At 69.5% G+C, this 26,796-nt stretch carries 26 protein-coding genes; 22 read left to right on the top strand and 4 right to left on the bottom strand.

The features are described 5' to 3' along the window. The first annotated feature begins 84 nt into the window (after positions 1 to 84). Genes ACZ5IK_RS10415 through ACZ5IK_RS10370 form a run of 10 tightly spaced genes read left to right on the top strand, consistent with a single transcriptional unit; the run spans position 85 to position 7,642 of the window. Positions 85 to 894, top strand: coding sequence for a CoA transferase subunit A (locus ACZ5IK_RS10415; RefSeq protein WP_465487650.1), 810 nt, complete (start codon positions 85 to 87; stop codon positions 892 to 894). Continuing rightward, positions 891 to 1,685 (top strand): CoA-transferase subunit beta, encoded by a 795-nt coding sequence (locus ACZ5IK_RS10410; RefSeq protein WP_410602678.1) that lies wholly within the window; start codon positions 891 to 893, stop codon positions 1,683 to 1,685. Before ACZ5IK_RS10415 ends, ACZ5IK_RS10410 begins: the two co-directional genes overlap by 4 nt. Then, positions 1,682 to 2,860 carry a thiolase family protein gene (locus ACZ5IK_RS10405; RefSeq protein WP_465487459.1) on the top strand — a complete coding sequence of 393 codons (1,179 nt, stop codon included), beginning with the start codon at positions 1,682 to 1,684 and terminating at the stop codon, positions 2,858 to 2,860. The genes ACZ5IK_RS10410 and ACZ5IK_RS10405 overlap by 4 nt, the downstream gene beginning before the upstream one ends. Before the next feature lie 29 nt (positions 2,861 to 2,889). Next, positions 2,890 to 3,624 (top strand): protocatechuate 3,4-dioxygenase subunit beta, encoded by a 735-nt coding sequence (pcaH, locus tag ACZ5IK_RS10400; protein WP_465487458.1) that lies wholly within the window; start codon positions 2,890 to 2,892, stop codon positions 3,622 to 3,624. Then, positions 3,624 to 4,172: a protocatechuate 3,4-dioxygenase subunit alpha gene (gene pcaG, locus ACZ5IK_RS10395; protein WP_465487457.1), complete on the top strand. Its 549-nt coding sequence runs from the start codon at positions 3,624 to 3,626 to the stop codon at positions 4,170 to 4,172. Before pcaH ends, pcaG begins: the two co-directional genes overlap by 1 nt. Further along, positions 4,165 to 4,944: a 3-oxoadipate enol-lactonase gene (gene pcaD / locus ACZ5IK_RS10390; protein ID WP_465487456.1), complete on the top strand. Its 780-nt coding sequence runs from the start codon at positions 4,165 to 4,167 to the stop codon at positions 4,942 to 4,944. Before pcaG ends, pcaD begins: the two co-directional genes overlap by 8 nt. Then, positions 4,941 to 5,345, top strand: coding sequence for a 4-carboxymuconolactone decarboxylase (gene pcaC / locus ACZ5IK_RS10385; RefSeq protein WP_465487455.1), 405 nt, complete (start codon positions 4,941 to 4,943; stop codon positions 5,343 to 5,345). The genes pcaD and pcaC overlap by 4 nt, the downstream gene beginning before the upstream one ends. Before the next feature lie 9 nt (positions 5,346 to 5,354). Then, positions 5,355 to 6,176 (top strand): IclR family transcriptional regulator domain-containing protein, encoded by an 822-nt coding sequence (locus ACZ5IK_RS10380; RefSeq protein ID WP_465487454.1) that lies wholly within the window; start codon positions 5,355 to 5,357, stop codon positions 6,174 to 6,176. Continuing rightward, positions 6,169 to 6,738 (top strand): nucleotidyltransferase family protein, encoded by a 570-nt coding sequence (locus ACZ5IK_RS10375; protein WP_465487453.1) that lies wholly within the window; start codon positions 6,169 to 6,171, stop codon positions 6,736 to 6,738. The genes ACZ5IK_RS10380 and ACZ5IK_RS10375 overlap by 8 nt, the downstream gene beginning before the upstream one ends. A 31-nt stretch (positions 6,739 to 6,769) precedes the next feature. Then, entirely contained in the window at positions 6,770 to 7,642 is an 873-nt protein-coding gene (locus ACZ5IK_RS10370; protein WP_465487452.1) for an AAA family ATPase, read from the top strand. Positions 7,643 to 7,648: 6 nt separating this feature from the next. On the opposite strand, the gene ACZ5IK_RS10365 is transcribed toward ACZ5IK_RS10370, so the two are convergent. Beyond that, positions 7,649 to 8,668 (bottom strand): aldo/keto reductase, encoded by a 1,020-nt coding sequence (locus ACZ5IK_RS10365; RefSeq protein WP_465487649.1) that lies wholly within the window; start codon positions 8,666 to 8,668, stop codon positions 7,649 to 7,651. Positions 8,669 to 8,765: 97 nt separating this feature from the next. Here ACZ5IK_RS10365 and ACZ5IK_RS10360 point away from each other — a divergent pair, with 97 nt between their 5' ends. Continuing rightward, positions 8,766 to 9,332 (top strand): TetR/AcrR family transcriptional regulator, encoded by a 567-nt coding sequence (locus ACZ5IK_RS10360; RefSeq protein ID WP_465487451.1) that lies wholly within the window; start codon positions 8,766 to 8,768, stop codon positions 9,330 to 9,332. On the opposite strand, the gene ACZ5IK_RS10355 is transcribed toward ACZ5IK_RS10360, so the two are convergent. Continuing rightward, positions 9,329 to 10,363, bottom strand: coding sequence for a nucleoside hydrolase (locus ACZ5IK_RS10355; RefSeq protein WP_465487450.1), 1,035 nt, complete (start codon positions 10,361 to 10,363; stop codon positions 9,329 to 9,331). The genes ACZ5IK_RS10360 and ACZ5IK_RS10355 overlap by 4 nt on opposite strands. A gap of 93 nt (positions 10,364 to 10,456) precedes the next feature. Between ACZ5IK_RS10355 and ACZ5IK_RS10350 the strand changes: the two genes are divergently transcribed. The 3 genes from ACZ5IK_RS10350 (at position 10,457) to ACZ5IK_RS10340 (ending at position 13,958) form a co-directional block, all read left to right on the top strand. Continuing rightward, positions 10,457 to 11,668: an FAD-dependent oxidoreductase gene (locus tag ACZ5IK_RS10350; RefSeq protein ID WP_465487449.1), complete on the top strand. Its 1,212-nt coding sequence runs from the start codon at positions 10,457 to 10,459 to the stop codon at positions 11,666 to 11,668. A gap of 81 nt (positions 11,669 to 11,749) precedes the next feature. After that, positions 11,750 to 12,853, top strand: coding sequence for a vWA domain-containing protein (locus ACZ5IK_RS10345; protein WP_465487448.1), 1,104 nt, complete (start codon positions 11,750 to 11,752; stop codon positions 12,851 to 12,853). Next, a complete protein-coding gene (locus tag ACZ5IK_RS10340) occupies positions 12,846 to 13,958 on the top strand; it encodes an XdhC family protein (protein ID WP_465487447.1) in 1,113 nt (370 codons plus the stop codon). The genes ACZ5IK_RS10345 and ACZ5IK_RS10340 overlap by 8 nt, the downstream gene beginning before the upstream one ends. Here ACZ5IK_RS10340 and ACZ5IK_RS10335 read toward each other — a convergent pair. Continuing rightward, positions 13,936 to 14,415, bottom strand: coding sequence for an Lrp/AsnC family transcriptional regulator (locus tag ACZ5IK_RS10335; protein ID WP_465487446.1), 480 nt, complete (start codon positions 14,413 to 14,415; stop codon positions 13,936 to 13,938). The genes ACZ5IK_RS10340 and ACZ5IK_RS10335 overlap by 23 nt on opposite strands. A 70-nt stretch (positions 14,416 to 14,485) precedes the next feature. Here ACZ5IK_RS10335 and ACZ5IK_RS10330 point away from each other — a divergent pair, with 70 nt between their 5' ends. The 7 genes from ACZ5IK_RS10330 (at position 14,486) to ACZ5IK_RS10300 (ending at position 21,981) form a co-directional block, all read left to right on the top strand. Further along, positions 14,486 to 15,421 (top strand): threonine ammonia-lyase, encoded by a 936-nt coding sequence (locus ACZ5IK_RS10330; RefSeq protein ID WP_465487445.1) that lies wholly within the window; start codon positions 14,486 to 14,488, stop codon positions 15,419 to 15,421. An 84-nt stretch (positions 15,422 to 15,505) separates the two neighbouring features. Then, positions 15,506 to 16,174, top strand: coding sequence for a TNT domain-containing protein (locus ACZ5IK_RS10325; protein WP_465487444.1), 669 nt, complete (start codon positions 15,506 to 15,508; stop codon positions 16,172 to 16,174). Positions 16,175 to 16,400: 226 nt separating this feature from the next. After that, positions 16,401 to 16,931 (top strand): (2Fe-2S)-binding protein, encoded by a 531-nt coding sequence (locus tag ACZ5IK_RS10320; RefSeq protein WP_101609727.1) that lies wholly within the window; start codon positions 16,401 to 16,403, stop codon positions 16,929 to 16,931. Further along, a complete protein-coding gene (locus ACZ5IK_RS10315; RefSeq protein WP_465487443.1) occupies positions 16,931 to 19,369 on the top strand; it encodes a xanthine dehydrogenase family protein molybdopterin-binding subunit in 2,439 nt (812 codons plus the stop codon). The genes ACZ5IK_RS10320 and ACZ5IK_RS10315 overlap by 1 nt, the downstream gene beginning before the upstream one ends. Then, entirely contained in the window at positions 19,366 to 20,220 is an 855-nt protein-coding gene (locus tag ACZ5IK_RS10310) for an FAD binding domain-containing protein (RefSeq protein WP_465487442.1), read from the top strand. The genes ACZ5IK_RS10315 and ACZ5IK_RS10310 overlap by 4 nt, the downstream gene beginning before the upstream one ends. Before the next feature lie 19 nt (positions 20,221 to 20,239). After that, the gene (locus ACZ5IK_RS10305; RefSeq protein ID WP_465487441.1) at positions 20,240 to 20,872 is read left to right on the top strand and encodes an SRPBCC family protein; all 633 of its coding nucleotides are present in this window, start codon (positions 20,240 to 20,242) and stop codon (positions 20,870 to 20,872) included. A 50-nt stretch (positions 20,873 to 20,922) separates the two neighbouring features. After that, on the top strand, positions 20,923 to 21,981 hold the full coding sequence (locus ACZ5IK_RS10300; protein ID WP_465487440.1) for an NAD(P)-binding domain-containing protein: 1,059 nt from the start codon (positions 20,923 to 20,925) through the stop codon (positions 21,979 to 21,981). On the opposite strand, the gene ACZ5IK_RS10295 is transcribed toward ACZ5IK_RS10300, so the two are convergent. Then, the gene (locus ACZ5IK_RS10295; RefSeq protein ID WP_465487439.1) at positions 21,950 to 22,816 is read right to left on the bottom strand and encodes an alpha/beta fold hydrolase; all 867 of its coding nucleotides are present in this window, start codon (positions 22,814 to 22,816) and stop codon (positions 21,950 to 21,952) included. The genes ACZ5IK_RS10300 and ACZ5IK_RS10295 overlap by 32 nt on opposite strands. 176 nt (positions 22,817 to 22,992) lie before the next feature. Between ACZ5IK_RS10295 and ACZ5IK_RS10290 the strand changes: the two genes are divergently transcribed. Beyond that, on the top strand, positions 22,993 to 26,784 hold the full coding sequence (locus ACZ5IK_RS10290) for a non-ribosomal peptide synthetase family protein (protein ID WP_465487438.1): 3,792 nt from the start codon (positions 22,993 to 22,995) through the stop codon (positions 26,782 to 26,784). The last annotated feature ends 12 nt before the right edge of the window (positions 26,785 to 26,796 follow it).

Raw genomic sequence — 26,796 nt, 5'->3', positions numbered from 1 at the left:
AAGAAGGAGTGCCCCGACCCGCTCGGCTGTGCTATGTTCAGATACAGAACAAGTGTGCGCGATACGAACAAGCCGGGAGTGGGGATGGCGGAGCTGCTGTCGTTGAAGGAGGCCGTCGCGCGGCTGGTGCGCGACGGGGACACCGTCGCGCTCGAGGGCTTCACGCACCTCATTCCGGTCGCCGCGGGACACGAGATCATCCGTCAGCGCCGCACCGGCCTGACGCTGGTCCGCATGACCCCGGACATCGTCTACGACCAGCTCATCGGCGCGGGCTGCGCGAGCAAGCTTATCTTCTCGTGGGGTGGCAACCCCGGCGTCGGCTCGCTGCACCGCTTCCGCGACGCGGTCCAGCACTCGTGGCCGGTACCCCTGGAGATAGAGGAACACAGTCACGCGGGCATGGCGAATCGCTACGTCGCCGGCGCCTCGGGCCTGCCGTTCGCCGTGCTGCGCGGTTACACGGGCACCGATCTCCCCGCACAGACCGACACGATCAAGCCCATCACCTGCCCGTTCACCGGGGAGCAACTCGCCGCCGTCCCCGCCCTCAACCCGGACGTGACGATCGTGCACGCCCAGCGCGCCGACCGGGCGGGCAACGTCCAGATCTGGGGCATCACGGGTGTGCAGAAGGAAGCGGTGCTGGCGGCGAAGCGGTCGTTGGTCACCGTCGAGGAGGTCGTGGACGAGCTGCAACCCCGCCCTGGCGCGATAGTGCTGCCGTCGTGGGCGGTCACGGCCGTCGCCGAGGTTCCCGGCGGCGCGAAGCCGTCGTACGCGGCGGGCTACTACGAGCGGGACAACGACGCCTACCAGGCATGGGACGCGATCGGCCGGGACAGGGAGAGCTTCACCCGCTGGCTCGACGAGCTGACGGGAGTGAAGGCATGACCGAGTACACCTCCGACGAGATGATGAGCGTCGCCGCCGCTCGCGCGCTCGGCGACGGGATGTCCTGTTTCGTGGGCATCGGCCTGCCCAGCACGGCCGCGAACCTGGCCCGCCGCGGGCACGCGCCGAACCTCACGCTGATCTACGAATCCGGCTGCCTCGGCGCCAAACCGAGCCGGCTCCCGTTGTCCATCGGTGACGGCGAACTCGCCGACACCGCGGACGCCGTGGTCAGCGTGCCCGAGGTCTTCAACTACTGGCTCCAGCCCGGCCGGATCGACGTCGGCTTCCTCGGCGCCGCCCAGCTGGACAAGTTCGGCAACATCAACACCACCGTCATCGGCCCGGACTCCGCTGATGAGTTCTCGGCGGGAACGAGTACCTCGAACTACGCCAACCCCAAGGTGCGCCTGCCAGGGGCGGGCGGGGCGCCGGAGATCGCCGCCTCCTGCCGCGAGGTGTTCGTGGTGCTCCGGCAGAGCACCCGCACGTTCGTCGAGAAGGTCGACTTCGTGACGTCGTTCGGGCACGGCACCGGCAAGGGCGATCGCGAACGCCTCGGCCTCCCCGGCGCCGGGCCGACGCTGGTGGTCACCGACCTCGGCCTGATGCGGCCCGACCCGGAGACCGCCGAACTCACGCTCACCGAACTGCACCCCGGGATCGAGGTCGATCAGGTCGTCGAGGCGACCGGGTGGAAACTGAAGGTGTCCGGCGATCTGGGAACCACCCCGGCGCCGACCGAGGCAGAACTCCGCATCCTCCGAGACCTCAAAAGGGCGAGCGCATGACCGACGTCTTCCTGTTCGACGCCATCCGTACCCCGTTCGGCAAGTACGGCGGCGCCCTGTCCGGCGTCCGCCCGGACGACCTCGCCGCCACCGTGCTGCGGGCGCTGGCCGAGCGCAACGACCTCGACCCGGCCACCGTGGACGAGGTCGTGCTCGGTGACGCCAACGGCGCGGGCGAGGACAACCGCAACGTCGCGCGGATGGCGGCGCTGCTGGCGGGCTGGCCGACGACGGTGCCCGGAGCGACGGTCAACCGGCTGTGCGGCTCCGGTCTCGACGCGGTCATGCAGGCGAGCCGGTCGGTCCAGGTCGGCGACGCCTCGCTCGCCGTCGCGGGCGGGGTCGAGTCGATGAGCCGTTCGCCGCTGGTCATGCAGAAGCCGGAGAAGGCCTTCCCCGCCGGAAATCAGACGCTGTACTCGACAGCGCTGGGCTGGCGCATGGTCAACCCGAAGATGCCCGAGCAGTGGACGGTCTCGCTCGGCGAGTCCACCGAACAACTCGCCGAGCGGTACGGCATCGGCCGCGACGAGCAGGACGCGTTCGCCGTCCGCAGTCACGTCAACGCCGCCCGAGCCTGGGACGAAGGGTTCTACGACGATCACGTCGTCCCCGTCGAGGGTGTCGAACTCACTCGTGACGAAGGCATCCGGCCGGACTCCAGCCCGGAGAAGCTCGCGAAGCTCAAGCCCGTCTTCCGTCCACAAGGGACGGTCACGGCCGCGAACGCCTCGCCGCTGAACGATGGTGCTTCCGCGCTGCTGCTCGGCGACGAGGCCGCGGGCAAGCGGCTCGGCAAGGTGCCGCTGGCCAGGATCGCCGGACGGGGCGCGGCGGGCGTCGATCCCGACGTCTTCGGCATCGGCCCGGTCCGCGCGGCCGAGATCGCTTTGGAACGGGCCGGGATCGGCTGGGACGACCTGGCGGCGGTGGAACTGAACGAGGCGTTCGCCGCGCAGTCGCTGGCCTGTCTGTGCGACTGGTCGAAGCTCGACCCGGAGATCGTCAACGTCAACGGCGGAGCGATCGCGATCGGGCATCCGCTGGGCGCCTCCGGCGGCCGGATCCTCGGCACACTGGCCCATCACCTGCGCCGCACCGGCGGCCGATGGGGGCTGGCGGCCATCTGCATCGGAGTCGGCCAAGGGCTGGCCGTCGTCCTCGAAGCCCGCTGAGCCACTGACCCGCGCCTGGAGGAGGCAGCATGTCCGCACCCGCAGAACTGAGGCTCCCGCGCTACCGGCGCGATCCGGAAGGGACGCATCCGCCGCTCGACTACGCCGGTTACCGGTCGACGGCACTGCGGCACCCCCAGGAGCCGCTGATCGTGCTCCCGCATCTGCTGACCGAGGTCACCGGGCCCGCGCTGGGGCCGGGGCGGATCGGCGAGTTCGACAACGACCTCACCCAGGGGCACGAGGGCGAGCCTCAGGGACAGCGGATCATCGTCACCGGGCGGCTGCTCGACGGCGACGGGCACCCGATCCGGGATTCGCTCGTGGAGATCTGGCAGGCGAACGCGGGCGGCCGGTACCGGCACACCGGTGACCGCTGGCCGTCGCCGATCGACCCCAACTTCGACGGCGCGGGCCGGACGCTGACCGACGGCGAGGGCCGCTACACCTTCACCACCATCAAACCGGGCGCGTACCCGTGGAAGAACCACGACAACGCCTGGCGGCCGGCGCACATCCACTTCTCCGTCTTCGGCAGCGCGTTCACCCAACGGCTGGTCACCCAGATGTACTTCCCGGAAGACCCGCTGTTCTCGCAGGACCCGATCTTCAACTCCATTCCGGACGAGAAGGCCCGGCAGCGGATGATCGCGCGGTTCGACCTCGACCGCACCGAAGCCGAGTGGGCACTGGCCTTCCAGTTCGACATCGTCGTGCGCGGCCGAGAGGCGTCGGTCTTCGAGGACGAGGAGGACGAGCACTGATGCCGGAGACGACGCCCTCTCAGACCGTCGGCCCGTATCTGTCCATCGGCCTGCCCTGGCCGGACGGGCCGGACGTCGTCCCCGCGGGCGAACCGGCCGCGATCCGTATCCACGGCCGGGTCCTCGACGGCGCGGGCGAACCGGTCCCGGACGCGATGATCGAGACCTGGCAGGCCGACGCCGACGGCCGGTTCGATCACCCCGACGATCCGCGCGGAGCGGTCGAGAGCGGGTTCCGGGGCTTCGGCCGCTGCCCGACCGATCCTGGTGGCAACTACGAGATCCGGACGATCAAGCCCGGCGTGGTGCCCGGTCCGGCGGGCAGCTCCCAGGCGCCGCACATCGACGTCTCGGTGCTCGCCCGCGGGCTGCTGCACCGCGTCGTCACCCGGATCTACTTCGAGGACGACGACACTTCCCAGGACCCGGTGCTGGCCTCGGTGCCGGAGGCCCGCCGGGGCACGCTGATCGCCACCGCGACCGGCGACGGCTACCGGTTCGACATCCGGCTCCAGGGCCAAGGGGAAACGGTGTTCTTCGATGTCTGAGCCGGTGAAGGTGCACAGCGTCGCGGAAGGGCCCGAGGACGGTCCGGTCGTGGTCTTCAGCGGGTCGCTCGGCAGTGACCACCGCATGTGGGAGCCGCAGGTCGAACCCTTGGTGGCCCAAGGGTTCCGGGTGATCCGGTACGACACTCGCGGGCACGGCGCGTCCCCGGTGCCGCCCGGGCCGTACGCGCTGGAGGATCTCGGTGGTGATCTGCTCGCACTGCTCGACGAGCACGGCGTCGGACGCGCTCACTTCGTCGGGCTCTCGCTCGGCGGGATGACCGGGATGTGGCTGGGCGTGAACGCGCCGGACCGGATCGAGAGCCTCACGCTGTGCTGCACGTCCGCGAAACTCGGACCGCCGCGAATGTGGGCCGACAGGGCACGGACGGTCCGGGAGAACGGCACCGGTTCGGTCGCCGAAGCCGGGGCCGGCCGCTGGGTGACAGCCGGGTACGCCGCCGCCTATCCCAAGCAGGTCGCGTTCCTGCGCGAGATGATCGCGAACGTCCCCGCCGAGGGGTACGCGGCGTCCTGCGAGGCCATCGAACGGATGGACCTCGTCGGTGACCTGCCCAAGATCTCGGCGCGGACCCTGGTCATCGCCGGGGCCGAGGATCCGGCGACCCCGGTCCAGCACGCCGAAGTGATCGCGGACGGCATTCCGGACGCGCGGCTCGAGGTCGTCGAAGGCGCCGCGCATCTGGGGAGCTTCGAACAGCCGGAGCGGTTCACCGCGCTGATCCTCGAACAACTGGAGGTGGGCCGATGAGCGAAGATCCCTACGAGACCGGCATGCGCGTGCGCCGCGAAGTCCTCGGCGACGCGCACGTCGACCGCGCGGTCGCCCGCACCACCGAGTTCAGCCGCCCGTTCCAGGACTACATCACCCAGGGCGCTTGGGGTTCGGTCTGGTCGCGCGACGGACTCGACCGCAAGACCCGCAGCTGCGTCACCCTGGCCGCGCTCACCGCGTTGCACGCCCATGACGAACTGGCCATGCACGTCCGGGCCGCCGTCCACAATGGACTCACCGCGCAGGAGATCTCCGAGGTCCTGCTGCACACCGCCGTCTACACGGGCGCCCCGGCCGCCAACGCGGCGTTCGCCGTCGCCCAGCGGGTGCTGGCCGAACTCGGTGAGCCTGCGGCCCAGGAAGAGGGTGGCGGTTAGGGTTCCGGTATGGACGAAAGCGAGGTGACCGAGCGCGGAGCGCACCATGTCCAGTCGCTGGAACGCGGGCTGGCGGTGATCAAGGCGTTCAACGCGGACGCGGCGGAACTCACGCTGAGCGACGTCGCCCGCTCCACCGGGCTGACCAGGGCGGCCGCCCGCCGGTTCCTGCTGACCCTCGTCGACCTGGGATACGTGCGCACGGACGGCAAGTACTTCTCGCTCACCGCGCGGGTCCTCGAACTCGGTTACTCGTACCTGTCGAGCCTGTCGCTGCCCGAGGTCGCCCAGCCGCATCTGGAACGGCTGTCCGCCGAGGTGCACGAGTCGAGTTCGGTCTCGGTGCTGGAAGGCCTGGACATCGTCTACGTCGCGCGCGTGGCCGTTTCGCGGATCATGACCGTCAGCATCAACGTCGGCACCCGCTTCCCCGCCCACGCGACCTCGATGGGGCACGTTCTGCTGGCCGGTCTCGAAGGCGAAGACCTGCACGACTACTTCGACGCGGCCAAGCTCGAGAAACTGACCGCGCACACGCTGACCAGGCAGCAGGACCTGATCGCCGAGCTGAAGCGGGTCTACCGGCAGGGTTACGCGATGGTCGACCAGGAGCTCGAAGAAGGTCTCCGCTCGATCGCCGCGCCGATCCGGGACCGGCGGGGCCGGGTCGTGGCCGCGGTCAACCTCTCCACCCACGCCAGCCGCACGACCCCGGAGTCGGTCGAGCGCGAACTGCTGCCGTCGCTGCTCGTGGCGGCACAGGCCATCGAGGCCGATCTGGCGTCGGCGCCGCCGACCAAGGCAGGACACACGAAGGCAGGGCATGGCTGAGGTCGCCGGGCTGCTGCTCGCGGCCGGGGCCGGGCGCCGGTTCGGCGGGCCGAAGGCGCTCGCAGTCCTCGACGGCGAGCCGTTCGTCATTCGGGCCTTGCGGGTGCTGGCCGACGCCGGCTGCGCACCGGTCCGGGTGGTCCTGGGTGCCTCCGCCGAGGAAGTCCGCAGGCTGTTGCCGAACCCTGACGTCGCCGTCGTGGCCGGAGACTGGGAGTCCGGCATGGGCGCGTCACTCCGCGCGGGCCTGAGCGCACTGGAAATGAGCGGCGCCGAAGCCGCCGTCGTGCACCTCGTGGATCTGCCCGGCGTCGGTGCCGACGTGGTGCGCCGAGTCGCCGCCGGAGCCGACGGGAACACTGTCGCGCGCGCCACCTACGACGGTGTTCCCGGTCATCCCGTCGTGCTCGGCCGCCGCTGGTGGCCGGGGATCGTGGCGGGCGCGTCCGGGGACAAAGGCGCGCGAGACTGGCTGAAGGGACGCCCGGACCTGCGGCTCGTCGAATGCGGCGACCTCGGCACCGGACACGACGTGGACCGCCGCGAGGACCTTCCTGGCTGATCTCGCGCTCCCCGAGGCATACGATCGGGAAGTGACCGTCGAATCGCCGGAGAAACTGGCCGAAGCCCTCGAATCGGTCGGCTACCTCGCCGACGACGGCATCGCCACGGCCGGGTTCCTCGCGCTGCGGCTCGGCCGCCCCCTGTTCTGCGAGGGCGAACCGGGCACCGGCAAGACCTCGCTCGCCTTGGGGCTGGCCGAAGCGCTGGACCTGCCGCTCATCCGGCTCCAATGTCATGAGGGGATCGACGCGGCGCAGGCACTGTACGAATGGGACTTCCCCCGCCAGTTGCTGCATTTGCGGGCGCTCGAAGCCGCGGGTGACGGCGGCCTCGATGTCGAGGCCGCCGAGCAGTCCCTTTACACCGAACGTTTCCTGCTCTCCCGGCCGCTGCTGAAGGCGTTGCAGACCGCGCCGTGTGTCCTGCTGGTCGATGAGATCGACCGGGCCGACGACGAGTTCGAAGCCTTCCTGCTGCAACTCCTCGACGAGAACGCGGTGACGATCCCCGAGTTCGGCGAGGTGCGTGCCGAACATCCGCCGCTCGTGGTGCTCACCTCCAACCGGACGCGGGAGGTACACGACGCGCTGAAACGCCGCTGTCTCTATCACTGGCTCGAACACCCGGACCTCGCCCGTGAGATCGAGATCCTGCGCCGCAAGATCCCGGGTCTGGGCGAAGGGCTCGCGGTGCAGGTCGCGACGGCGGTGCAGCGCCTCCGGGCGATGGAGTTGCTGAAGCCGCCCGGAGTGGCGGAATCCCTGGACTGGGCTCAGGCGCTTCTCGCCCTCGGGATGTCCGAACTGGACGCCGCGACCGGCGCGCGAACCCTGGGTTCGGTCCTCAAGTACAGCGAAGACCTCGACAGGGTCCGCGCCAAACTGGACAAACTGCTCGCCTGAGCCGGGTCAGCGCCGCCGCAGCGACGCGTCGAGCAGCGACGGCGGGGTGTCCATCTTCTCGTCCGGCGCGAGGTCGACGCCGGGAGCGACGATCTCGTCGATCGCGTCGAGGACGTCGGCGGCCAGCACCGTGTCCGCGGCGGCGAGTTGCGACTCGAGGTGCACCGGCGTGCGCGGCCCGATGATCGCGCTGGTCACGGCCGGATGGGCGGTCACGAACCCGAGCGCGAGCTGGATCAGCGTCAGGCCCGCCTCGTCGGCGACCTTGGCCAGGCGTTCGACGGCCTCCATCCGGGCCCGGTTGGCCGGGATGGCGAGGTCGAAGCGTTGCGGCCGGCTCTTCGCGCGGTTGGTGGTGATCTCCTGGCCCTCGCGGACGGCGCCCGAAAGCCAGCCCGAAGCGAGCGGGCTCCACACCAGCACGCCGAGCCCGTACTCCTCGGTCACCGGAAGAACGTGCGTTTCGATACCGCGCTGCAGGATCGAATAGCTGGGCTGCTCGGTGACATACCGGCTCAGGCGGGCTTCGCAGGCGGCCCACTGCGCCTGCACGACGCGGTACGCGGGGAAGGTCGACGAACCGAAGTAGCGGATCTTCCCTGCGCGCTGCAGATCGGTCAGCGCCGAAAGGGTCTCCTCGTCGCTGGTCTTCGGGTCCCAGCGGTGGATCTGGTAGAGGTCGACGTGATCGACGCCGAGGCGGCGAAGGCTGTTGTCCAGCGCGGTGACCAGCCAGCGGCGTGACGCGCCCTGGTGGTTGCGATCGTCGCCCATCGGCATGGTCGCCTTCGTGGCCAGCACGAGGTCCTCGCGGCGGCCGGCGATGGCCTTGCCGACCATCTTCTCCGACTCGCCCGCGCTGTACATGTCGGCGGTGTCGATGAAGTTGACCCCGCCCGCGAGCGCGGCGTCGACGATGGCGGTGGCCTCGTACTGGGTGGTGCGCCCGATCGCGCCGAAGTTCATCGCGCCGAGCGCGAGCGTGCTGACCTGCACGCCGGTTCTGCCCAAGGTGCGGTACTGCATGACGGTGTCCTCCATGGCAAAATGAGCAAGCAAGCGGAACGTTGCTCCGCTAACGATACGGAGCACTGTTCCGTTTGGCAACCGAAGGAGTGGCGTGATGAGTGAAGAGGGCACCAAGGCCAAACGTGCGGACGCCCGGCGCAACGAGAAGATCCTGCTCGACGCGGCTGCCGCGGTCTTCGTCACTTCGGGCGTCGAGGCGCCGGTCCGCGACATCGCGGCCAAGGCGGGCGTCGGGATGGGCACGATCTACCGGCACTTCCCGACCAGGGCCGACCTCATCATCGCCGTCTACCGGCATCAGGTCGACGCCTGCGCCGAGGCCGGGCCGGAACTGCTGGCGTCGAGCGCTTCGCCGTACGAGGCGTTGCGCCGCTGGATCGACCTCTTCGTCGACTTCCTGGTCACCAAACACGGCCTCGCCGGGGCGTTCCAGGCGGACAACACCGGTTTCGAGACGTTGCACGCCTACTTCCTCGACCGTCTCCTGCCCGTGTGCGGTCAGCTGCTCGACGCCTCGGCGAAGGCCGGTGAGATCCGCTCCGATCTGCAGGCGATCGAGGTCATGCGCGGCGTCGGGAACCTCTGCATCGGCGCAGACAGCGACCCCCGCTACGACGCGCGCCGGATGGTCGGGGTCCTCATCGCCGGGTTGAAGGCCTAGCCGTTCAGCATCTTCAGGAAGCCGTTCTCGTAGAGCACGGGATCGGCGTCGTAGCCGACATGCTGCGAAGTTCCCTTCGGTGTCACGTAAGTACGGCCGGCCGCGGCGCCGTCCTGTCGCACGTCGACCTTCGCCGTCCGCAGCTTGACCGGGCTCACGGCGTCGAACACCTCGGACGAGGCGAGCGTGTCCCACCAGAACGCCGTTCCGTCCTGGACGTACGGTGCGAGATCGGGCTGCGTGACGATCGCGTGCACCAGTTTGGCCTCCGCTGTCCGGCCTTCCCGGCCCAGACGCTCCACATAGGACGGTGTGATGGGGACGTCGTTCGTGGCGTCCAGCGGGACGATGTCGACCCGGCGGAGCCCGGCGAAGACCTTGTCCGCCGAAGCGGGGTCGAGCCACATGTTGACTTCCTGGGTGCCGTCGAACTTGCCCGCGTCCGGGCCGAACACGTTGCCGGGGACGTCGAAGGCGCCGCCCATCACCGAAAGCCGTGAAATCCGCTGTGCCACACCGGGAACGTCCATGGCTTTCGCGACATTCGTGAGCGGGCCGGTCGCGACCACGACGACCGGCTTGGCCGACTTGAGCACCGTCGTGGCGAGCAGCGCCGACGCGCGGATCTTGGACGGACGGTCCGGGACACCCGCGTCACCGAGTGCGCCGTTGAGGATGCTTTCGGTCCAGGCACGGCCATCGGCGGGCATCGGGTTCACGCCGTGGTCGGAACCGTCGGCGACCGGGATGCCGGAGAGACCGCATTTCCCGAGCGCCGTCCGCACGTGGGTCAGCGCGCGCCCCGGGGTCCCGGCGCCGTTGTTGGTGACGGTGACCGCGCGCAGGTCGATGCGGCGCTGTTTGTGCGCTTGGCACAGATACGCGAGCGTCGCGATGTCCGCGAAGTCGGAGTCGCCGTCGAACACGACCGGGACCGGCGAGGACGGCGGGGTCGCCGAGGCGGCCGGGGCGGCGGCCACGCCGAGGGCGCAGACGAGGAAGGCGGCGAGCACGGCACGGGACGAGAACATGGCGTCACCGTAGCGAGGATTTCCGGCAGGACCTAGGTCCTCTTCCACGCCGAATCCATGGCGACGGCCCATCGGGCACGCTACAACTCGGTTATGGAACGTACACAGTGCTGTGTGGTGGGGGGCGGTCCGGCGGGGATGGTGCTCGGGCTCCTGCTGGCGCGAGCCGGGGTCGAGGTCACCGTTCTCGAGAAGCACAAGGACTTCTTCCGCGATTTCCGCGGTGACACGGTCCATCCGCCGACCTTGATGTTGCTCGACGAACTCGGGCTCGGCGAACGGTTCGCGGAACTCCCGTCGAAACGGCTGGAGAAGATGCGGATGGTGATCGGCGACGCGACGATCGTCGCCGCCGACTTCAGCCGGATTCCCGGGCCGTACAAGTACATCTCGATGGTGCCGCAGTGGGACTTCCTGAATTTGCTCGCCGAAGCGGCGGCGGAGGAACCGACGTTCACCCTGCGGATGGGCGCCGAGGTCACCGGACTGCGCGAGGGTGGCGGGGTGCGTTACCGCGATTCCGACGGCGTGGAACGGGAACTGGCCGCGTCGCTCGTGGTCGGCTGCGACGGCCGGGATTCCCTGGTGCGCGCGGAAGCGGGACTCGTGCCGCACGAGTACGACGTGCCGATGGACGTGTGGTGGGTCCGCGTGCCCAAACTCGAAGACACGGGCAAGGAAGCCCAGGTGTTCGGCTCTTTCGCGAACGGCCTCGCCGGCATGACGATGGACCGCGGCGAGTACTACCAGACGTCGTACCTGATCCGGAAGGGGCAGGACGAGGCGCTGCGTGCCGAGGGCATCGAGAAGTTCCGAGAACGGATCGGTGGCCTGTTCGGCTGGGGAGAGGGCGAACTCGCCGCGATCCGCGATTGGGACGACGTGAAACTGCTGAAGGTCCGGATGTCCAAGCTCCCGCATTGGTACTCCGAGCGGGTGCTCTGCATCGGCGACGCCGCGCACGCGATGTCACCGGCGGGCGGGATGGGCGTCAACATCGCCGTGCAGGACGCCGTGGCGGCCGCGCGGATCCTCGCCGCCCCGCTGCGGCGCGGCACGCTGACCGCGCGGGACCTGGGCCGGGTGCAGCGCCGCCGGAACTTCGTCGTCACTCTCACCCAGAAGATGCAACTGGGGGAGCACAAGATGCTCATCGAGCCTGCTCTCGACGGGACGCTCGACGAGCGGACCATCCCCCTGCCTCTCCGGATCTCGGACCGGTTCCCGCTGCTCACGGGCCTGAGTGCGTTCATGGGTGGTATCGGCCCCCTTCGCGAGAAGACCCCGGCCTTCGCCCGCCGCTGACGCCGCGTTTCGTCCTCTAGTTGCGGTACTTGCGTGTGCAACTACCGCAACTAGAGGACGAAACGCGGGCACAATGGAGGGGTGAGCGATCCACTCGCGGGTTTCGTCGGCTTCGCGGAGGCTTTGCGCGAAGCCGGTTTGCCGTGCGACGCGCACCGAGTGCAGGCGTACCTCGCGGCCGTGGGCGAGATCGACCTGGCCGATCCCGAGCAGCTGTACTGGGCCGGACGGCTGACGCTGTGCGCCGATCCCGACGACCTCCCCCGCTACGACGCCGCGTTCGACGGCTGGTTCACCGAGGCGGAAACCGGGCCACGGCGGCGAGGCCGGGAGGCGGCCCCGAAGCGCGCCAGGATCGCCACGCTCGCGCAGTCACCGGGCCAGGGCGAGTCCGGCGCGGAGCCCGACCAGCTCCGCGTGGCCGCGAGTGAAGACGAGGTCCTGCGACATCGCGACCTCGCCGAACTGACCATCGCCGAACGCGCTCACCTGCGGGAACTCCTCGCGAAACTGCGCCCGGCCCTCCCGTCGCGGTCATCGCCGCGCCGCCGCGCCGCCCGGCGGGGCACCCTCGATCCGTCGCGCACGCTCCGGGCGATGCTGGCCGGCGGCGGCGAGCCCGTGCGCCTGGCGTACCGGCGGAGGGGGACCAAACCACGCCGCCTCGTCTTCCTGATCGACGTCTCCGGCTCGATGGGGCCCTACGCCGACGCCCTGCTGCGGTTCGCGCACGTCGTGGCCCGGCGTGCCCCCGGCCGGGTCGAGGTGTTCACCCTGGGCACCCGGCTCACCAGGGTCTCCCGCCAGCTGCGGCTGCGCGATCCCGAGCACGCGATGCTCGCCGCGGCCGCCGCGGTCCCCGATTTCGCGGGCGGGACCAGGCTCGGCGAGACCCTGCGAGCCTTCCTCGACCGCTGGGGACAACGCGGCGTGGCCAGGCGTTCCGTGGTCACCGTGTTCTCCGACGGCTGGGAACGGGGCGACCCCGGCCTGCTCGGCGAGCAGCTCGCCAGGCTGCGGCGGCTCGCGCACGTCGTATTCTGGGTGAATCCGCACGCGGGGCGGGCAGGCTACGCTCCCGTGCAGTCCGGCATCGTGGCCGCGCTCCCGTACCTCGATCGGCTGCTCGCCGGGCACAGCTTGGCCACTTTGGAACGACTGCTGGTGGAGATCGCCGATGCGTGACGTACTGGACGAACTGCACCGCCGCTGGACGGCCGGTGAAACGGTGGGGGTCGGCACGGTGGTGGCGACGTTCTCGTCGGCACCCCGGAGCCCGGGCGCGGCGATGCTCGTCGCGCCGGACGGCACGGTCACCGGCAGTGTCTCCGGCGGCTGCGTCGAGGGCGCCGTCTACGAACTCGCACAGCAGGTGGTCGCCGAACGCGCCCCCGTCCTGCAGCGCTACGGCGTGAGCGACGACGACGCGTTCGCGGTCGGGCTGACCTGCGGCGGGATCATCGACATCTACGTCCAGCACGTCGACCGCGAGTCGATGCCGGAACTCGGCGACGTCGTCGAGTCGGTCCACAGTGGACAGCCGGTCGCCGTCGTGACGGTGATCGAGCACGAGCGGGAAGGCCTGGTCGGAGAGCATCTGATCGTCTGGCCGGACCGCGTCGCCGGTTCGCTCGGCTCCTCGCGGATGGACGACGCCGTCGTCGACGACGCGCGCGGAATGCTCGTGGCGGGCCGCACCGGCACGCTGCACTACGGACCGGACGGGCAGCGACGCGGCGAGGGGATGACGGTCTTCGTCAACTCCTTCGAACCGCCCGCGCGCCTGCTGGTCTTCGGTGCCATCGACTTCGCCGCCGCGATGGCGAAGATGGGCGCGTACCTCGGCTACCAGGTCACCGTCTGCGACGCGCGCCCCGTCTTCGCGACGAAGAGCCGGTTCCCCGACGCGCACGAGGTCGTCGTCGACTGGCCGCACCGCTATCTCCGCGCCGAAGCCGACGCGGGCCGGGTCGACGGCCGGACCGCGATCGCCGTGCTCACCCACGATCCGAAGTTCGACGTGCCGCTGCTGGAGGTCGCGTTGCGCCTCGACGTCGGCTACGTCGGCGCGATGGGCTCGCGCAAGACCCACGACGACCGGTTCTCGCGGCTGCGCGAGGCCGGGGTCACCGAAGCGGAACTCGAACGGCTGTCTTCACCGATCGGCCTCGACCTCGGCGCGCGGACGCCTGAGGAGACCGCGGTGTCGATCGCGGCGGAGATCATCGCACTGCGGTGGAGCGGTTCGGGCTCGCGGCTCGCCGAACTCAGCGGCCGGATCCACGGCTGACGCCGGGCACCGGGACCGCCTGACTCGACTTGACCACGTCGAAGGCAGGAAGGGTCTCGAACCGTTTGACGTGCTCGGTGAACAGTTCCCGGGAGAGGTACCGGCTCGCCTTGAGATCCGGGGTGAGCAGGACGACGACGTAGTCCCACTGCCCGACGATGCTGTAGCAGTGCTGGACGCGGGGCTCGGCCAGCATGCGCTCGCGGAACGCGTCGTGATGCTCCACGTCGTCGTCGGTCAGCGCGACCAGGATGACCGAGGACATCCCGGCGCCCAGCGCCTCCGGATCGAGGACGGCGACCTGCGCGCGGATCACGCCCGCGGCACGCAGCCGGGTCAGCCGCCGCTGGACCGCGCTCGGGGAAAGGCCGACGGCGTCACCCAGATCGTGCAGCGGGCGGGCCGCGTCGACCTGGACGAGGTCGAGCAGCAGGAGGTCGATCTCGTCGAGAGTCACGCAAGATTTTTGCACGCGGGCGGGAAAATTTACAATCGGCATGATCGGCTCCCGGCCTAGCTTGAACGTCATGACCGACATCGACCTGCAACTGGACCACGTCGCCGAGGCGGCGAAGGTGATCGATCCCGTTTTCCTGAACTCCCCTCAGTACAGCGACGAACAGCTGAACGAGCGCCTCGGGCGTCGCGTGCTGGTGAAGGTCGAGACGCTGAATCCGTTGCGCAGCTTCAAAGGCCGCGGCGCGGACTACTTCGCCGCCGGGCTGGAGCCGGGCACCACGATGGTGTGCGGCACGAGCGGCAACTTCGGGCAGGCCGTCGCCTTCGCCGCCGGGAAACGCGGCCTGCGGGCCGAGGTGTTCGTCCCCATCGACATCTCCCCGATCAAGCTCCGGCGGATGAAGGCGCTGGGCGCGCGCGTGCGCCGGGTCGACGGCGAGGCGAAGGTCGCCGCGGCCGCCTTCGCCGCCGAAGCTCCGGATCGCGTCTTCGTGGTCGACGGCCGTGAGCCCGCGATCTCCGAAGGGGCGGGCACGATCGGCCTGGAGTTGGCGCGGGAGAGCGGGATCGACACGGTCGTGCTCCCGGTCGGCGACGGCGCGCTGATCGCCGGGGTCGCGCTCTGGCTCAAGGCGCACTCGCCGGACGTCCGGATCGTCGGCGTCGGCACCACTTCGGCGCCGGCCATGGCGAAGAGCTGGAAAGCGGGGGAGCCGGTCACCGTCGACCGGGCGAACTGGTTCGCCGGCGGGATCTCGATCCGGACCCCGGAACCGGAGTCCGTCCGGCGGCTGCGGTCACTGGTCGACGATTTCGTCCTGGTCACCGACGACGATCTGCGCACGGCCATGCGGCTGGGCGCGGAAACCCTCGGCGTCGTCCCGGAACCCGCCGGTGCCGCCGGGCTGGCGGCGCTGATGACGCACGACCTCCCCGGCGAGTTCGCCGCCACCGTGGTCACCGGGGCGAACGCGGATCTCTCGGTGCTGGGCATGACGGGCTGAGCACTCACGACCAACCCGGTCGGCTCAGTGACGTCAGTCGATCAGCCGCTGCCCACCCCGGGCGGCGGCTGGTGTGCTCGGAATATGTTGCTGAGACGCACCTTGACGGTGTTCGCCGCCATCGGACTGCTCCTCGCCCCGGTCACCGCGCAAGCCGCCACCGCACAAGCCGGTACCGAACAAACCGCCGCACAACAAGCCGGTCGGCTCACCGAATGTTCGGACGCCGATCACCACGGTGACAAACGGCTCGGCCCGGAGAAACTGCCGGTGCTGGGCGACGTCGGTTTCCAGCTCATCGGCTATCGCCGCACCGGGACCCTGCCGCACCAGAGCTTCCTCGACACCTATTACGACTCGGCGGCCGCGTCCTGGCGCTACCCGCCCAAGAACGGTTACGTCCTGCGGCCCGACGGAACGCCCATCCAGTACGTCGTCACACTGACGCCGGGCAAGCGGATCGACCGGTACGGCAGCGAGTACGGCAGCTTCCTCGCGCCGAAGGGCTCCCCGTACGCCTCGCGGGCGATCCCGCCGCAAAGCCTCGACTCCACACCGGGCGCGAGCTGCAACTACCACGCCTATCAGGTCAAGAAGTCGTTCGCCGTGCACTCCGGCCCGATCGCGGCCTGGTTCGCCCAGCCGGGCGGGGGATTCCAGTATCAAGTGGACGGTGCGTTGCTGCCCGGCGCACCGGGTCCGGTCAACGTCGGGTGGTTGATCACCAACGGTTTTCTCGAGCGTTTGAAGTAGTCCTAACGGAACCGTATCTGCGGAGAAAACCGCTGAATAGCAACGCGTTTGCGGGCCCGGTCGGGAACCACCCCCTGGTGGGGGTTGTCCCGGCCGGGCAGAAGTAGCACGCTCGGCTGTGAGTCCGATCACGGTCCTCCCGGGGTCGGTCCGTGACAACCGAATGACCGGCCGCTCCCGAACGACCCCGGACCAGCGCGGGGTTTCTCTTGCTTTTGGAGGCCTGATGCGCATCACCGTCACCGTCGACGGCACCAGCTACACAGACGACGTCGAGCCCCGCACCCTGCTCGTGCACCATCTGCGCGAACGGGTCGGGAAGGTAGGCACCGTGGTCGGTTGCGACACCAGCAACTGCGGGGCCTGCACCGTCCACCTCGACGGGCACAGCGTGAAATCCTGTTCGGTACTCGCGGTCCAGGCCGACGGCTGCGAGATCACCACGATCGAGGGACTCGCCCGCGACGGCGAACTGCATCCGGTGCAGAAGGCCTTCCACGAGAATCACGCGCTCCAGTGCGGGTTCTGCACCCCCGGCATGATCATGCAGTCGATCGACCTGCTCGCCGACAATCCCGATCCGGACGAAAAGGCCGTCCGAGAAGGACTCGAAGGCAACCTGTGCCGCTGCACGGGCTACCAGAACATCGTCCGCGCGGTGCGTGACGCCGCCCATCAGATGCGGCCCGGTGCGGGCCCCGAAGCCGAGCGGCTCGCCTCGGACACAGCCTCCCGCGTCGGCGCGGGTGGTGAGTGATGACCTCCACGATCGAACCGGAGGTCGGCAAGTCGCGCCGCCGCAAGGAGGACGAGCGCCTCATCACCGGCCGGACGCGCTGGACCGACAACCTGACCCTCCCCGGCATGCTGCACCTCGCGGTGCTCCGCAGCCCGTTCGCGCACGCCAAGATCGTCTCGATCGACGTCTCCGAGGCGAAGTCGGCGCCGGGGGTCGTCGCGGTGTTCACCGGAATGGACCTCGACCCCGAAAGCGCCATCGGCATGCCGTGCGCGTGGCCGATCACGCCGGACATGAAATCGCCGAGGCGGCCCATCCTCGCCTCGGACACGGTGAACTTCGCCGGTGAAGGTGTCGCGGTGGTCGTCGCCAGGACGTCGGCCGAAGCGCATGACGCGCTCGAAGCGATCGACGTCGACTACGACGAACTGCCGGTCGTCCTCGGGCTCGAGAACGCGCTCGCCGAGGGCGCGCCGCTGGTGCACGAAGATCTCGGCACCAACCAGAACGCCGTCTGGGTCTTCGATTCCGCCGCCGCGGGAACGGGATCCGACGTCGAGGACGCGATCGCGAAGTCCGAAGTCGTCCTCAAACGGCGGTTCCGCCAGCAGCGTCTCGTGCCGGCGTTCATGGAACCGCGCGCGTGCGTCGTCGACCCGACCGGCAGCCAGCTGGTCATGTGGTCGGCCACCCAGGTCCCGCACATCCTCAAGACGATGACCGCGGCCACGCTCGGCCTCCCCGAGCACAAGGTGCGGGTGATCGCGCCGGACGTCGGCGGCGGGTTCGGCGGCAAGATCGCCGTGCTGCCCGAAGAGATGATGGCGACGCTGATCGCGCAGCGGCTCGGAAAACCGGTCAAGTGGAACGAGACCCGTTCGGAGACGATGGTCGCCGCGCACCACGGCCGCGACCAGATCCAGGACCTCACCATCACCGCGAACCGCGACGGCACGGTGACCGGCCTCAAGGTCGAACTGCTCGCCGACATGGGCGCGTACCTCGGCCTCGTCGGCCCCGGCGTGCCGATCCTCGGCGCGTTCATGTTCAACGCCATCTACAAGTTCCCGGCGTACCACTTCGCCTGCACCAACGTGTTCACCAACACCACGCTCACCGACGCGTACCGCGGCGCGGGGCGGCCGGAGGCCACGTTCGGGATCGAGCGGATCATGGACGAACTCGCCGTCGAACTCGGCATGGATCCGATGGAGCTCCGCGAGAAGAACTGGATCAAGCACGAGGAGTTCCCGTTCACCACGGTGGCCGGGCTGACCTACGACTCGGGCAACTACGAGGCCGCCACCGCCAAGGCCAAGGAACTCTTCGACTACGACGGTCTCCGCCGGGAACAGAAGGAGCGGCGGGAATCCGGCGACTCCGTCCAGCTCGGTATCGGCATCTCGACCTTCACCGAGATGTGCGGTCTCGCGCCGTCACGCGTGCTCGGCTCGCTGGACTACGCGGCGGGCGGCTGGGAACACGCGGACATCCGGGTGCTGCCGACCGGCAAGATCGAGGTGATCACCGGCGCCTCCGCGCACGGCCAGGGGCACGAGACGGCGTGGAGCCAGATCGTCGCCGACAAACTCGGTGTGCCGTTCGAGGACATCGAGGTCATCCACGGCGACACCCAGTCCTCGCACAAGGGCATGGACACCTACGGTTCCCGGTCGCTGGTGGTCGGCGGGGTCGCGGTGGTCAAGGCGGCGGACAAGGTGCTCGCCAAGGCCAAGCCGATCGCGGCGCACATGATGGAGTGCGCCGAGGACGACCTCGAATTCGAGGCGGGCAAGTTCTCCGTCAAGGGCACGGATTCCTCGACGTCCATCCAGGACATCGCGTGGGCCGTGTTCTCGGCGCACGACCTGCCGGACGGGGTCGAACCCTCGCTGGACTCGTCGGACACGTTCGATCCGGAGAACTTCTCCTTCCCGCACGGAACGCATCTGTGCGCGGCCGAGGTCGACACCGAGACAGGGCGCGTGAAGCTGCGCTCCTACGTCTGCGTCGACGACGTCGGCGTGGCCGTCAACCCGCTGATCGTCGAAGGCCAGGTGCACGGCGGACTCGCGCAGGGCATCGCGCAGGCGCTGTTCGAAGAGGCCGTCCACGACGAAGGTGGGACGCTGACCACCGGGACGTTCGCCGACTACCTCCTGCCGTCGGCGGCGGATCTGCCCAACTTCACCACCGACCGCACCGAGACGCCGTCGACGACGAACCCGTTGGGCGCCAAGGGAGTCGGCGAGGCCGGCACGATCGCCTCGACCCCGGCGGTGGTCAACGCCGTGGTCGACGCCGTCCGGCACTTCGGGGTGAACGACATCGAAATGCCGCTGACCCCGATGCGGGTCTGGCACGCGATCCAGCACCAGACGACCGCCGAGGGCGGGCTGGGCTCCGAAGCCGGAGGCGGTCTCGGTTCGATCGACGCAACCGGAGGTGCCCAGTGATCCCGGCTCCGTTCGACTACGTCGCTCCGTCCACAGTGGACGAGGCGATCAGTGCCCTCGCGGAAGCGGGCGAGGACGCCAAAGTGCTGGCAGGCGGGCAAAGCCTGCTGCCGGTGCTGCGGATGCGGCTCGCGACGCCGACCACGTTGATCGACCTCGGGAAGATCGGCGAACTGCGCGGGGTCCGCGAGGAGGGCGAAGCGCTGGTCATCGGTTCGATGACCACGCACTACGACGTCCAGCGGGACCCGCTGATCGCCGGGCACGCCGCGTTGCTCAAGGCCGCCACCGACACGGTGGCCGATCCGCAGATCCGCCATCGCGGCACATTCGGCGGCGCCATCGCGCACGCCGATCCCGCCGGTGACCTGCTGGCCCCCGTCCTCGCGCTCGGCTGCGAACTCGTCGTCGCCGGGCCGGGCGGGCGGCGGACGGTCGCCGCGGCGGACTTCTTCCAGGACATGTTCACCACCGCGCTCGCCGTGGACGAGATCCTGGTCGAGGTCCGCGTGCCGAAGCACACCGGCTGGCACGCCCACTACGAGAAGTTCAACCGGGTCGCGCAGGCATGGTCGATGGTCGCGGTCGCGGCCTGCGTCCGCATCGAGGCGGGCACCATCGAGGAGGCGCGGGTCGCGCTCACCAACATGGGCTCGACACCGGTGCGGGCGGCCGGGGTCGAAGCGGCGCTGGTCGGCTGTGCGGCCACCGCCGAGGCGATCCGCGGCGCGGCCGAACACGCGGCCGAAGGCACGAACCCGACGGCGGACGGCAACTCCGACGTCGAATACCGACAGCATCTCGCCAGGGTGCTGACCGGCCGGGCGGTCCTCGCCGCGGCAGGTTCTTGAGAGAAAGGGAGGTCGGCCCGTGCGGCTCGACCACGCATTCACCGTTCCCGCCCCGGTCGACGAGGTCTGGAAGGCCGTCGTCGACCCGGAACGGGTGGCGCCGTGCATGCCCGGCGCCACCGTCACCGAAGTCGACGGGGACGCCTTCAAAGGCACGGTGAAGGTCAAGCTCGGGCCGATCTCCCTGCTCTACAAGGGAGCCGGCCACTTCGTCGAGAAGGACGCCGACGCGAAGAAAGTGGTGATCAAGGCGTCCGGCAAGGACGCGCGGGGGGCGGGCACGGCGTCGGCGATGGTGACGCTCACCCTGTCCGAGAAGGACGGCGTCACTCATGGCACCGTCGCCACGGAGCTCGCGGTCACCGGCAAGCCGGCGCAGTTCGGGCGCGGGATGATCTCCGAGGTCGGCGGCAAGATCCTCGACTCGTTCGCGGACTGCCTGTCCGGCAAGCTCGCCACGAAGGCCGAACCCGCGAAGCCCGAAACGCCGGAGCGCCCGCCGTTGAAGGCGGTGAAGCCGGTGGCGGAGGGCGAAGCCATCGATCTCATGGAGTACGCGGGCGAGTCCGTGGTCAAACGGGTGGCGCCGGTGCTGGTGGCCCTCGCCGGGGTGCTCCTGATCGTCGCGATCGTCCGCGCCTTGAAGCGCTGACTGTGACCCAGGGCGCGAAATAGCGGCCGTCGTGAGCCGTTGAACCCGGTATGAAGGCGGATCACGAAGTCGACGTGGCGGTGATCGGGGCGGGCCAGGCCGGGCTGTCGGCGGCATATCACCTGCGCCGCGCGGGATTCGCCAACGAGGCGGGTTTCGTCGTGCTCGACCACGGCAAACGGCCTGGCGGCGCGTGGCAGTACCGCTGGCCTTCGCTGCTCGTGGAGAAGGTCCACGGCATCTACGACCTCCCCGGGATGGCCTTCGGCACCCCGGATCCGAAACTGCCCGCCGCCGACGTCGTCTCCGAGTACTTCGGCCGCTTCGAGCGCACCTACGACCTACCGGTCCATCGCCCCGTCGACGTCCTGTCGGTGAGCGGTGAGGAAGACCGGCTGGTCGTCGCGAGCGCGACGGAAACGTGGGCCGCCCGCGCGGTGATCAGCGCGACCGGCACCTGGGACCGGCCGTTCTGGCCGTACTACCCGGGGCAGGAGACCTTCCTCGGCCGCCAGGTGCACACCGCCGACTACACCGGCGTCGGCGACTTCCGCGGCAAGCGCGTCGTCGTGGTCGGCGGTGGAGCGTCGGCCGTCCAACTACTGCTGGAGATCGCGCCGTTCGCGCACTCGACGCGCTGGGTGACCCGGCGTCCGCCGGTCTGGCGCGACGAGCCGTTCAGCGAGGACTGGGGCCGCGAGGTCGTCGCCAAGGTCGATCGGCGGGTCCGGGAAGGCCTGCCGCCGAAGAGCGTCGTCAGCGTGACCGATCTGGCGGTGACGCCCGAGGTTCGGGCGGGACGGGAAGCGGGGATCCTCGACAGCCACCCGATGTTCGAGCGGATCACCCCGGACGGCGTGGTGTGGGCGGACGGCACCTTCGAGCCCGCCGACATCATCCTGTGGGCCACCGGTTTCCGTGCCGCCATCGACCATCTCGCGCCGCTGCGCCTGCGCGGGCCCGGCGGAGGGATCCGGATGGACGGCACCAGGGTCGTCGCCGAACCGCGGCTGCACCTGGTCGGCTACGGCCCTTCCGCCAGCACCGTCGGCGCGAACCGGGCGGGCCGCACGGCCGTCACCGAAATCCGGCGCCTGCTCGGAGGCTGAGGTCGTCGAGGATCCCGGCCAGTCCGGCGGGCTTCCGGAAGAAACCGGCGTGACTGCTCGCGAGTTCGCGGACGTCGAACGGGTTGTCCGGGGTGAGCGCGTCGCCGTCGGCGATGTAGAGGTCCTGGACGGCCAGTGGTAGCGAATGGTCCCTGGTCAGCTTGACGAACGTACGCGGGATCCGGCCCCAGGAATCCTTGTCGGCGCGGACGTCCCATTCGGGGCCGATCAGCCAGAACACCTCGTCCGGCTGGCTCGTGACGATCACCTGGAGGAACTCGTCCTCGGTGAGTTCGGCGGCGACGGCGTCGCGAAGGGCGGCGCGCTGCCCGCGGTCGGCGCCCCGCCAGTTCACCCGGACGAAGCCCTGCTCCATCGGATTTCCGAGGAGCAGTGGCTCGATCGCGGGAAAGAACCCGGCGGACGCCCATGCGGGTAGCGCCGCGTACTCCCCGGGGGCGCGGTCCACCGGGCACTGCGCGGCGACGTAGACGATCCGGTCGATCAGTTCGGGGATCGCGTTGGCGGCGGCGGTGACCGGAAGCCCGCCGAAACTGTGCGCCACCAGGACGACCGGGCCGTGGTGGCGCACCCGCTGGACGGCGTCGACGACCACCCCGGTGAAGTCGTCCAGGGTCAGGTCGCTCATCACCGACGGTTCGGCCGCGAAGGTCTCGAGGTCCTGTTCGTAGTAGGCCTGGGTGATCCCCGCCCCTCGGCCGGGGAGATCGACCGCGAGTGACCGATGGCCGTGCGAAGCCATTTCCCGCTGGGTCGCCGACCAGGCGTGCGCCGCGCTTCCGGAACCGTGCACGAAGACGAACGTCGGAATCATGCTTCCGATTGTGGCGTACTCCGGCGGCCGGTGTGAGCCGTCGCCCCAAAGGGAGGCAAAGAATGGTCTGCCGGGCGCTGTTCGGATTCTCGTTTATCGGCGGGTATCTCGGGATGTCCGCAGCACTCCTTTGACCCGAGGACCAGAAAACACGAAATTCGCACTGGGGGATGACCATGCCGTCGACCGACAACGTCACGCCGCTTCATCGCGTCCGTTCCGGTACCTGCCTTCCTGATCTGCTCGGGCACTGGTCGAGGACACAGCCGGACGCCATCGCCGTCGTCGACGGAGATCGGGAACTGACCTTTCGCCTGCTCGAAGAAGCGAGCAGGGAACTCGCCGGGCACCTCACGGGACTGGGGATCGGCGCGAACGATCCCGTCGGCCTCTACGTCGAGCCTTCCGCGGACCTGATGATCGGCGCGTGGGGCATCCTCGCCGCGGGTGCCGCCTATCTGCCGTTGTCCCCGGAATATCCGGAAGACCGGCTGCGGTACATGCTCGAAGACAGCCGCACCGGCGTCGTCGTCACGCAGCCGCACCTCGCCGGACGGCTCGCCGGGCTGGTGCCTGCCGGGACGCGGATCGTGTCCGTGGCCGACGCCCGCGGCGAGACCGGCGAGCTCTCGCCCGGGCCCCGGCCGGACTCGCTCGCCTACGTCATCTACACCTCCGGCAGCACGGGCAGGCCGAAGGGCGTGATGATCGAGCACCACAGCGTCGTGTCGCAGATGCGCTGGCTGCAGGCCTGCGGCCACCTGGGCACGGACGTCACGGTGCTGCAGAAGACGCCGATGAGCTTCGACGCCGCGCAGTGGGAGATCCTGGCGCCCGCCGCGGGCGCCCGCGTGGTGATGAGCGAGCCGGGCGGTTTCCGCGATCCCGAAGCGCTGATCGACACGGTGGTGAAGCACGACGTCACCACCCTGCAGTGCGTTCCGACGCTGCTGCAGGCGTTGCTCGACACGGAACGCTTCGCGACCTGCACCACGCTGCGGAAGCTGTTCTCCGGCGGCGAGGCGCTTTCGCGGCAGCTGGCCAAGGAACTCGCCCGTGAACTGCCGTCGGCGCGGCTGGTCAACCTCTACGGGCCGACCGAATGCACGATCAACGCGACCGCCCACCTCGTCGACCCGGACGCGATCGACGAGAGCGCCGGGATGATCTCGATCGGCGTGCCGGTCGACAACACCCAGTGCTACGTGCTCGACACCGACCTCGCCCCGGTGGACATCGGGGAGACGGGCGAGCTGTACATCGGCGGTGTCCAGCTGGCCCGCGGTTACCTGAACCGGCCGGAGCAGACGCGCGAGCGGTTCGTGCCGAACCCGTTCGTGCCGACCGAACGGCTGTACCGCACCGGCGACCTCGCCTACTGGAACCCGGACGGCACGATCCAGTTCGTCGGCCGCGCCGACAACCAGGTCAAACTGCGCGGCTACCGCGTCGAGCTGGACGAGATCGCGGTGGCGATCGAGGAGCACACGTGGGTGCGCCGGGCCGCGGCGGTGGTGACCGACGACGCGAGGACCGGTTCCCAGGCGCTCGTCGCGTGTGTGGAACTGAATCCGCGCGAAGCCGCGGTGATGGACCAGGGCAACCACGGCGGGCACCACCAGTCCAAGGCCAGCAAGCTGCAGGTCAAGGCGCAGCTGTCGAATCCCGGCGTCCGTGACCTCGCGGGCCTTCCGGCCGTCGCGCTGCCGGGCAAGCAGGAGACCGCCTCACAGCGGCGGGAAGTCTTCGCCCGCAAGACCTATCGCTACTACGAGGGTGGCGCCGTCACTCGCGACGATCTCACCGCGCTCCTGACTCCGGGCCCGGTCAGCACGCATTCCCGTGAACCCGATGAGCTCGCGTTCGCCGAACTGGGTGAGCTGCTGCGATGGTTCGGCCGGTTCCAGAGCGACGAACGGCTGCTGCCGAAGTACTCCTACGCTTCGCCGGGCGCGCTGTACGCGACGCAGTTGTACCTGGAGACCAGCGGTCTCGACGGGCTCGGCGCCGGTATCTACTACTACCACCCGATCGACCACACGCTGATCCGGATCGGCGAGTGCGCGGGAACCGGGCATTCGGTGCACTTCCTCGGCCGCACCGGGGCCATCGAACCGGTCTACAAGAACAACATCCGCGAGGTCCTCGAATTCGAAGCCGGTCACATGGTCGGGGTGTTCGAGGAGATCCTGCCCGAGTACGGCCTCACGATCAGCCCTTCGGCGTTCGACCCCGGGGTGGCCCTCCGTCTCGGTGCCGCCGCCGACGACCACTACCTCGGCACGTTCTCCTTGCACGCCAACGACGGAGAACCGCGGCGGGACGACACCGAACTGTTCGTGCAAGCCCATCCGGACCGGGTCGAAGGCCTGCCCGCCGGTACCTATCGCTGGCGGGACGGGGACTTCGAGCGGATCTCCGGCAAACTGATCGAAGCCAAGCACGTGATCGCGATCAACCAGCAGGTGTACGAACGCGCGGGCTTCGGCATCACCGCGGTCAGCCGCACCGCCGACGGGTGGCTCGAGTACCTCGGCCTCGGCGCGAAGCTGCATCACCTGCAGCGCAACGGTTCGGCGCTCGGTCTCATGTCCTCGGGCTACAGCTCGAAGAGTGGCAATCCGCTGCCGGCCGCCCGGCGGATCGACGACATCCTCGCCGGGCAGGGGATCGCCCCCGGCCCGTCGTACTTCTTCGTCGGCGGCAAGGTGAGCCCGGAGCAGATGAGCAGCGAAGGGATGCGCGAAGATGCCGTGCACATGAAGGGGCCGGCGGAGATGATCCGGGACGAGCTCGCGAACATCCTGCCCGACTACATGATCCCCAACCGGGTGCTGGTGCTGGACGAGTTGCCGTTGACCGCCAACGGAAAGGTCGATGCCAGGGCGCTGGCGGAGACCGACGCCGTCCGGTCTTCGAGCGGTGACACGCCGTACGTCGCCCCCTCGACGAGTCACGAACGGTGGCTGGCCGAGGCGTGGGGCAAGGCGCTGAAGTACGACGACGTCTCGGTCCGGGACGACTTCTTCGCCGCCGGCGGCAACTCGCTGACCGCGGTCTCCTTGGTGAACCGGATCAATCGCGAGTACGGCACGCGGCTGCCGCTGCAGGTCGTCTTCGAGTGCCCGAAGCTGGCCGACCTGGCCGCCCGGATCGGCGAGGACTCCGCCCGGCCGTCGTCGCGGCTGGTCCCCTTGGCGGCCGGTGGTGGCGAACCGGTGTTCTGCTGGCCGGGACTCGGCGGCTATCCGATGAATCTCCGGTCGCTGGCCACGGAAATCGGCCTGGGGCGGTCGTTCTACGGGGTGCAGGCGCATGGCATCAACGCGGACGAGAAGCCTTACGCCACCGTCGAAGAGATGGCGAAGGCCGACGTCGCCGAGATCCGGCGCGTCCAGCCGGAGGGGCCGTACACGCTGTGGGGCTACTCGTTCGGCGCGCGGGTCGCCTTCGAAACGGCGTGGCAGCTCGAGCGACAGGGACAGCGGGTGGCCGAACTGCTGCTGATCTGCCCGGGAAACCCCGAGGTCGAAGGCGGTGGGGAAAGGGTGGCCGGCTACACGAACCCGGCGTACCTGACGATCCTGCTGTCGGTCTTCATCGGGTCGATCTCCGGACCGGAACCGCTGGCCTGCCGGGAAACCGTCCGTGACGAGGACGGATTCGTGACCTTCGTGGCGAAGCTGCTGCCCGACCTCGGGGAACAGCTGATCCGGCGGATCGTCCGCATCGTCGAGGAGACCTACGAGTTCGACTACGGCTTCCGTGAACTCGCGCGGCGGCGGATCATGGCTCCGGTGACCCTCTTCAAGGCCGACGGCGACGACTACTCGTTCGTCGAGAACAGTTCCGGGTATTCGGCCACGCCGCCGGAGGTGGTCACGCTCGAAGGCGACCATTACAGCGTCCTCAAGGAAAGCGGGGTCGGCGAGCTGGTGTCGGCGATCCGCGCCGGGAAGGGGCGCTGACCGACGAAGGAG

It is taken from the genome of Amycolatopsis sp. NPDC031561, from assembly GCF_055580625.1.
The sequence above is the reverse complement of the archived record's forward strand: the minus strand, read 5'-3'. Positions and strand labels throughout refer to the sequence as shown.

Coding starts and splice junctions, on each gene's coding strand:
- ACZ5IK_RS10415 (WP_465487650.1), top strand. CDS start 85: ATGGCGGAGCTGCTGTCGTTGAAGGAGGCCGTCGCGCGGCTGGTGCGC.
- ACZ5IK_RS10410 (WP_410602678.1), top strand. CDS start 891: ATGACCGAGTACACCTCCGACGAGATGATGAGCGTCGCCGCCGCTCGC.
- ACZ5IK_RS10405 (WP_465487459.1), top strand. CDS start 1,682: ATGACCGACGTCTTCCTGTTCGACGCCATCCGTACCCCGTTCGGCAAG.
- pcaH (WP_465487458.1), top strand. CDS start 2,890: ATGTCCGCACCCGCAGAACTGAGGCTCCCGCGCTACCGGCGCGATCCG.
- pcaG (WP_465487457.1), top strand. CDS start 3,624: ATGCCGGAGACGACGCCCTCTCAGACCGTCGGCCCGTATCTGTCCATC.
- pcaD (WP_465487456.1), top strand. CDS start 4,165: ATGTCTGAGCCGGTGAAGGTGCACAGCGTCGCGGAAGGGCCCGAGGAC.
- pcaC (WP_465487455.1), top strand. CDS start 4,941: ATGAGCGAAGATCCCTACGAGACCGGCATGCGCGTGCGCCGCGAAGTC.
- ACZ5IK_RS10380 (WP_465487454.1), top strand. CDS start 5,355: ATGGACGAAAGCGAGGTGACCGAGCGCGGAGCGCACCATGTCCAGTCG.
- ACZ5IK_RS10375 (WP_465487453.1), top strand. CDS start 6,169: ATGGCTGAGGTCGCCGGGCTGCTGCTCGCGGCCGGGGCCGGGCGCCGG.
- ACZ5IK_RS10365 (WP_465487649.1), bottom strand. CDS start 8,668: ATGCAGTACCGCACCTTGGGCAGAACCGGCGTGCAGGTCAGCACGCTC.
- ACZ5IK_RS10360 (WP_465487451.1), top strand. CDS start 8,766: ATGAGTGAAGAGGGCACCAAGGCCAAACGTGCGGACGCCCGGCGCAAC.
- ACZ5IK_RS10355 (WP_465487450.1), bottom strand. CDS start 10,363: ATGTTCTCGTCCCGTGCCGTGCTCGCCGCCTTCCTCGTCTGCGCCCTC.
- ACZ5IK_RS10350 (WP_465487449.1), top strand. CDS start 10,457: ATGGAACGTACACAGTGCTGTGTGGTGGGGGGCGGTCCGGCGGGGATG.
- ACZ5IK_RS10340 (WP_465487447.1), top strand. CDS start 12,846: ATGCGTGACGTACTGGACGAACTGCACCGCCGCTGGACGGCCGGTGAA.
- ACZ5IK_RS10330 (WP_465487445.1), top strand. CDS start 14,486: ATGACCGACATCGACCTGCAACTGGACCACGTCGCCGAGGCGGCGAAG.
- ACZ5IK_RS10325 (WP_465487444.1), top strand. CDS start 15,506: ATGTTGCTGAGACGCACCTTGACGGTGTTCGCCGCCATCGGACTGCTC.
- ACZ5IK_RS10320 (WP_101609727.1), top strand. CDS start 16,401: ATGCGCATCACCGTCACCGTCGACGGCACCAGCTACACAGACGACGTC.
- ACZ5IK_RS10315 (WP_465487443.1), top strand. CDS start 16,931: ATGACCTCCACGATCGAACCGGAGGTCGGCAAGTCGCGCCGCCGCAAG.
- ACZ5IK_RS10300 (WP_465487440.1), top strand. CDS start 20,923: ATGAAGGCGGATCACGAAGTCGACGTGGCGGTGATCGGGGCGGGCCAG.
- ACZ5IK_RS10295 (WP_465487439.1), bottom strand. CDS start 22,816: ATGATTCCGACGTTCGTCTTCGTGCACGGTTCCGGAAGCGCGGCGCAC.
- ACZ5IK_RS10290 (WP_465487438.1), top strand. CDS start 22,993: ATGCCGTCGACCGACAACGTCACGCCGCTTCATCGCGTCCGTTCCGGT.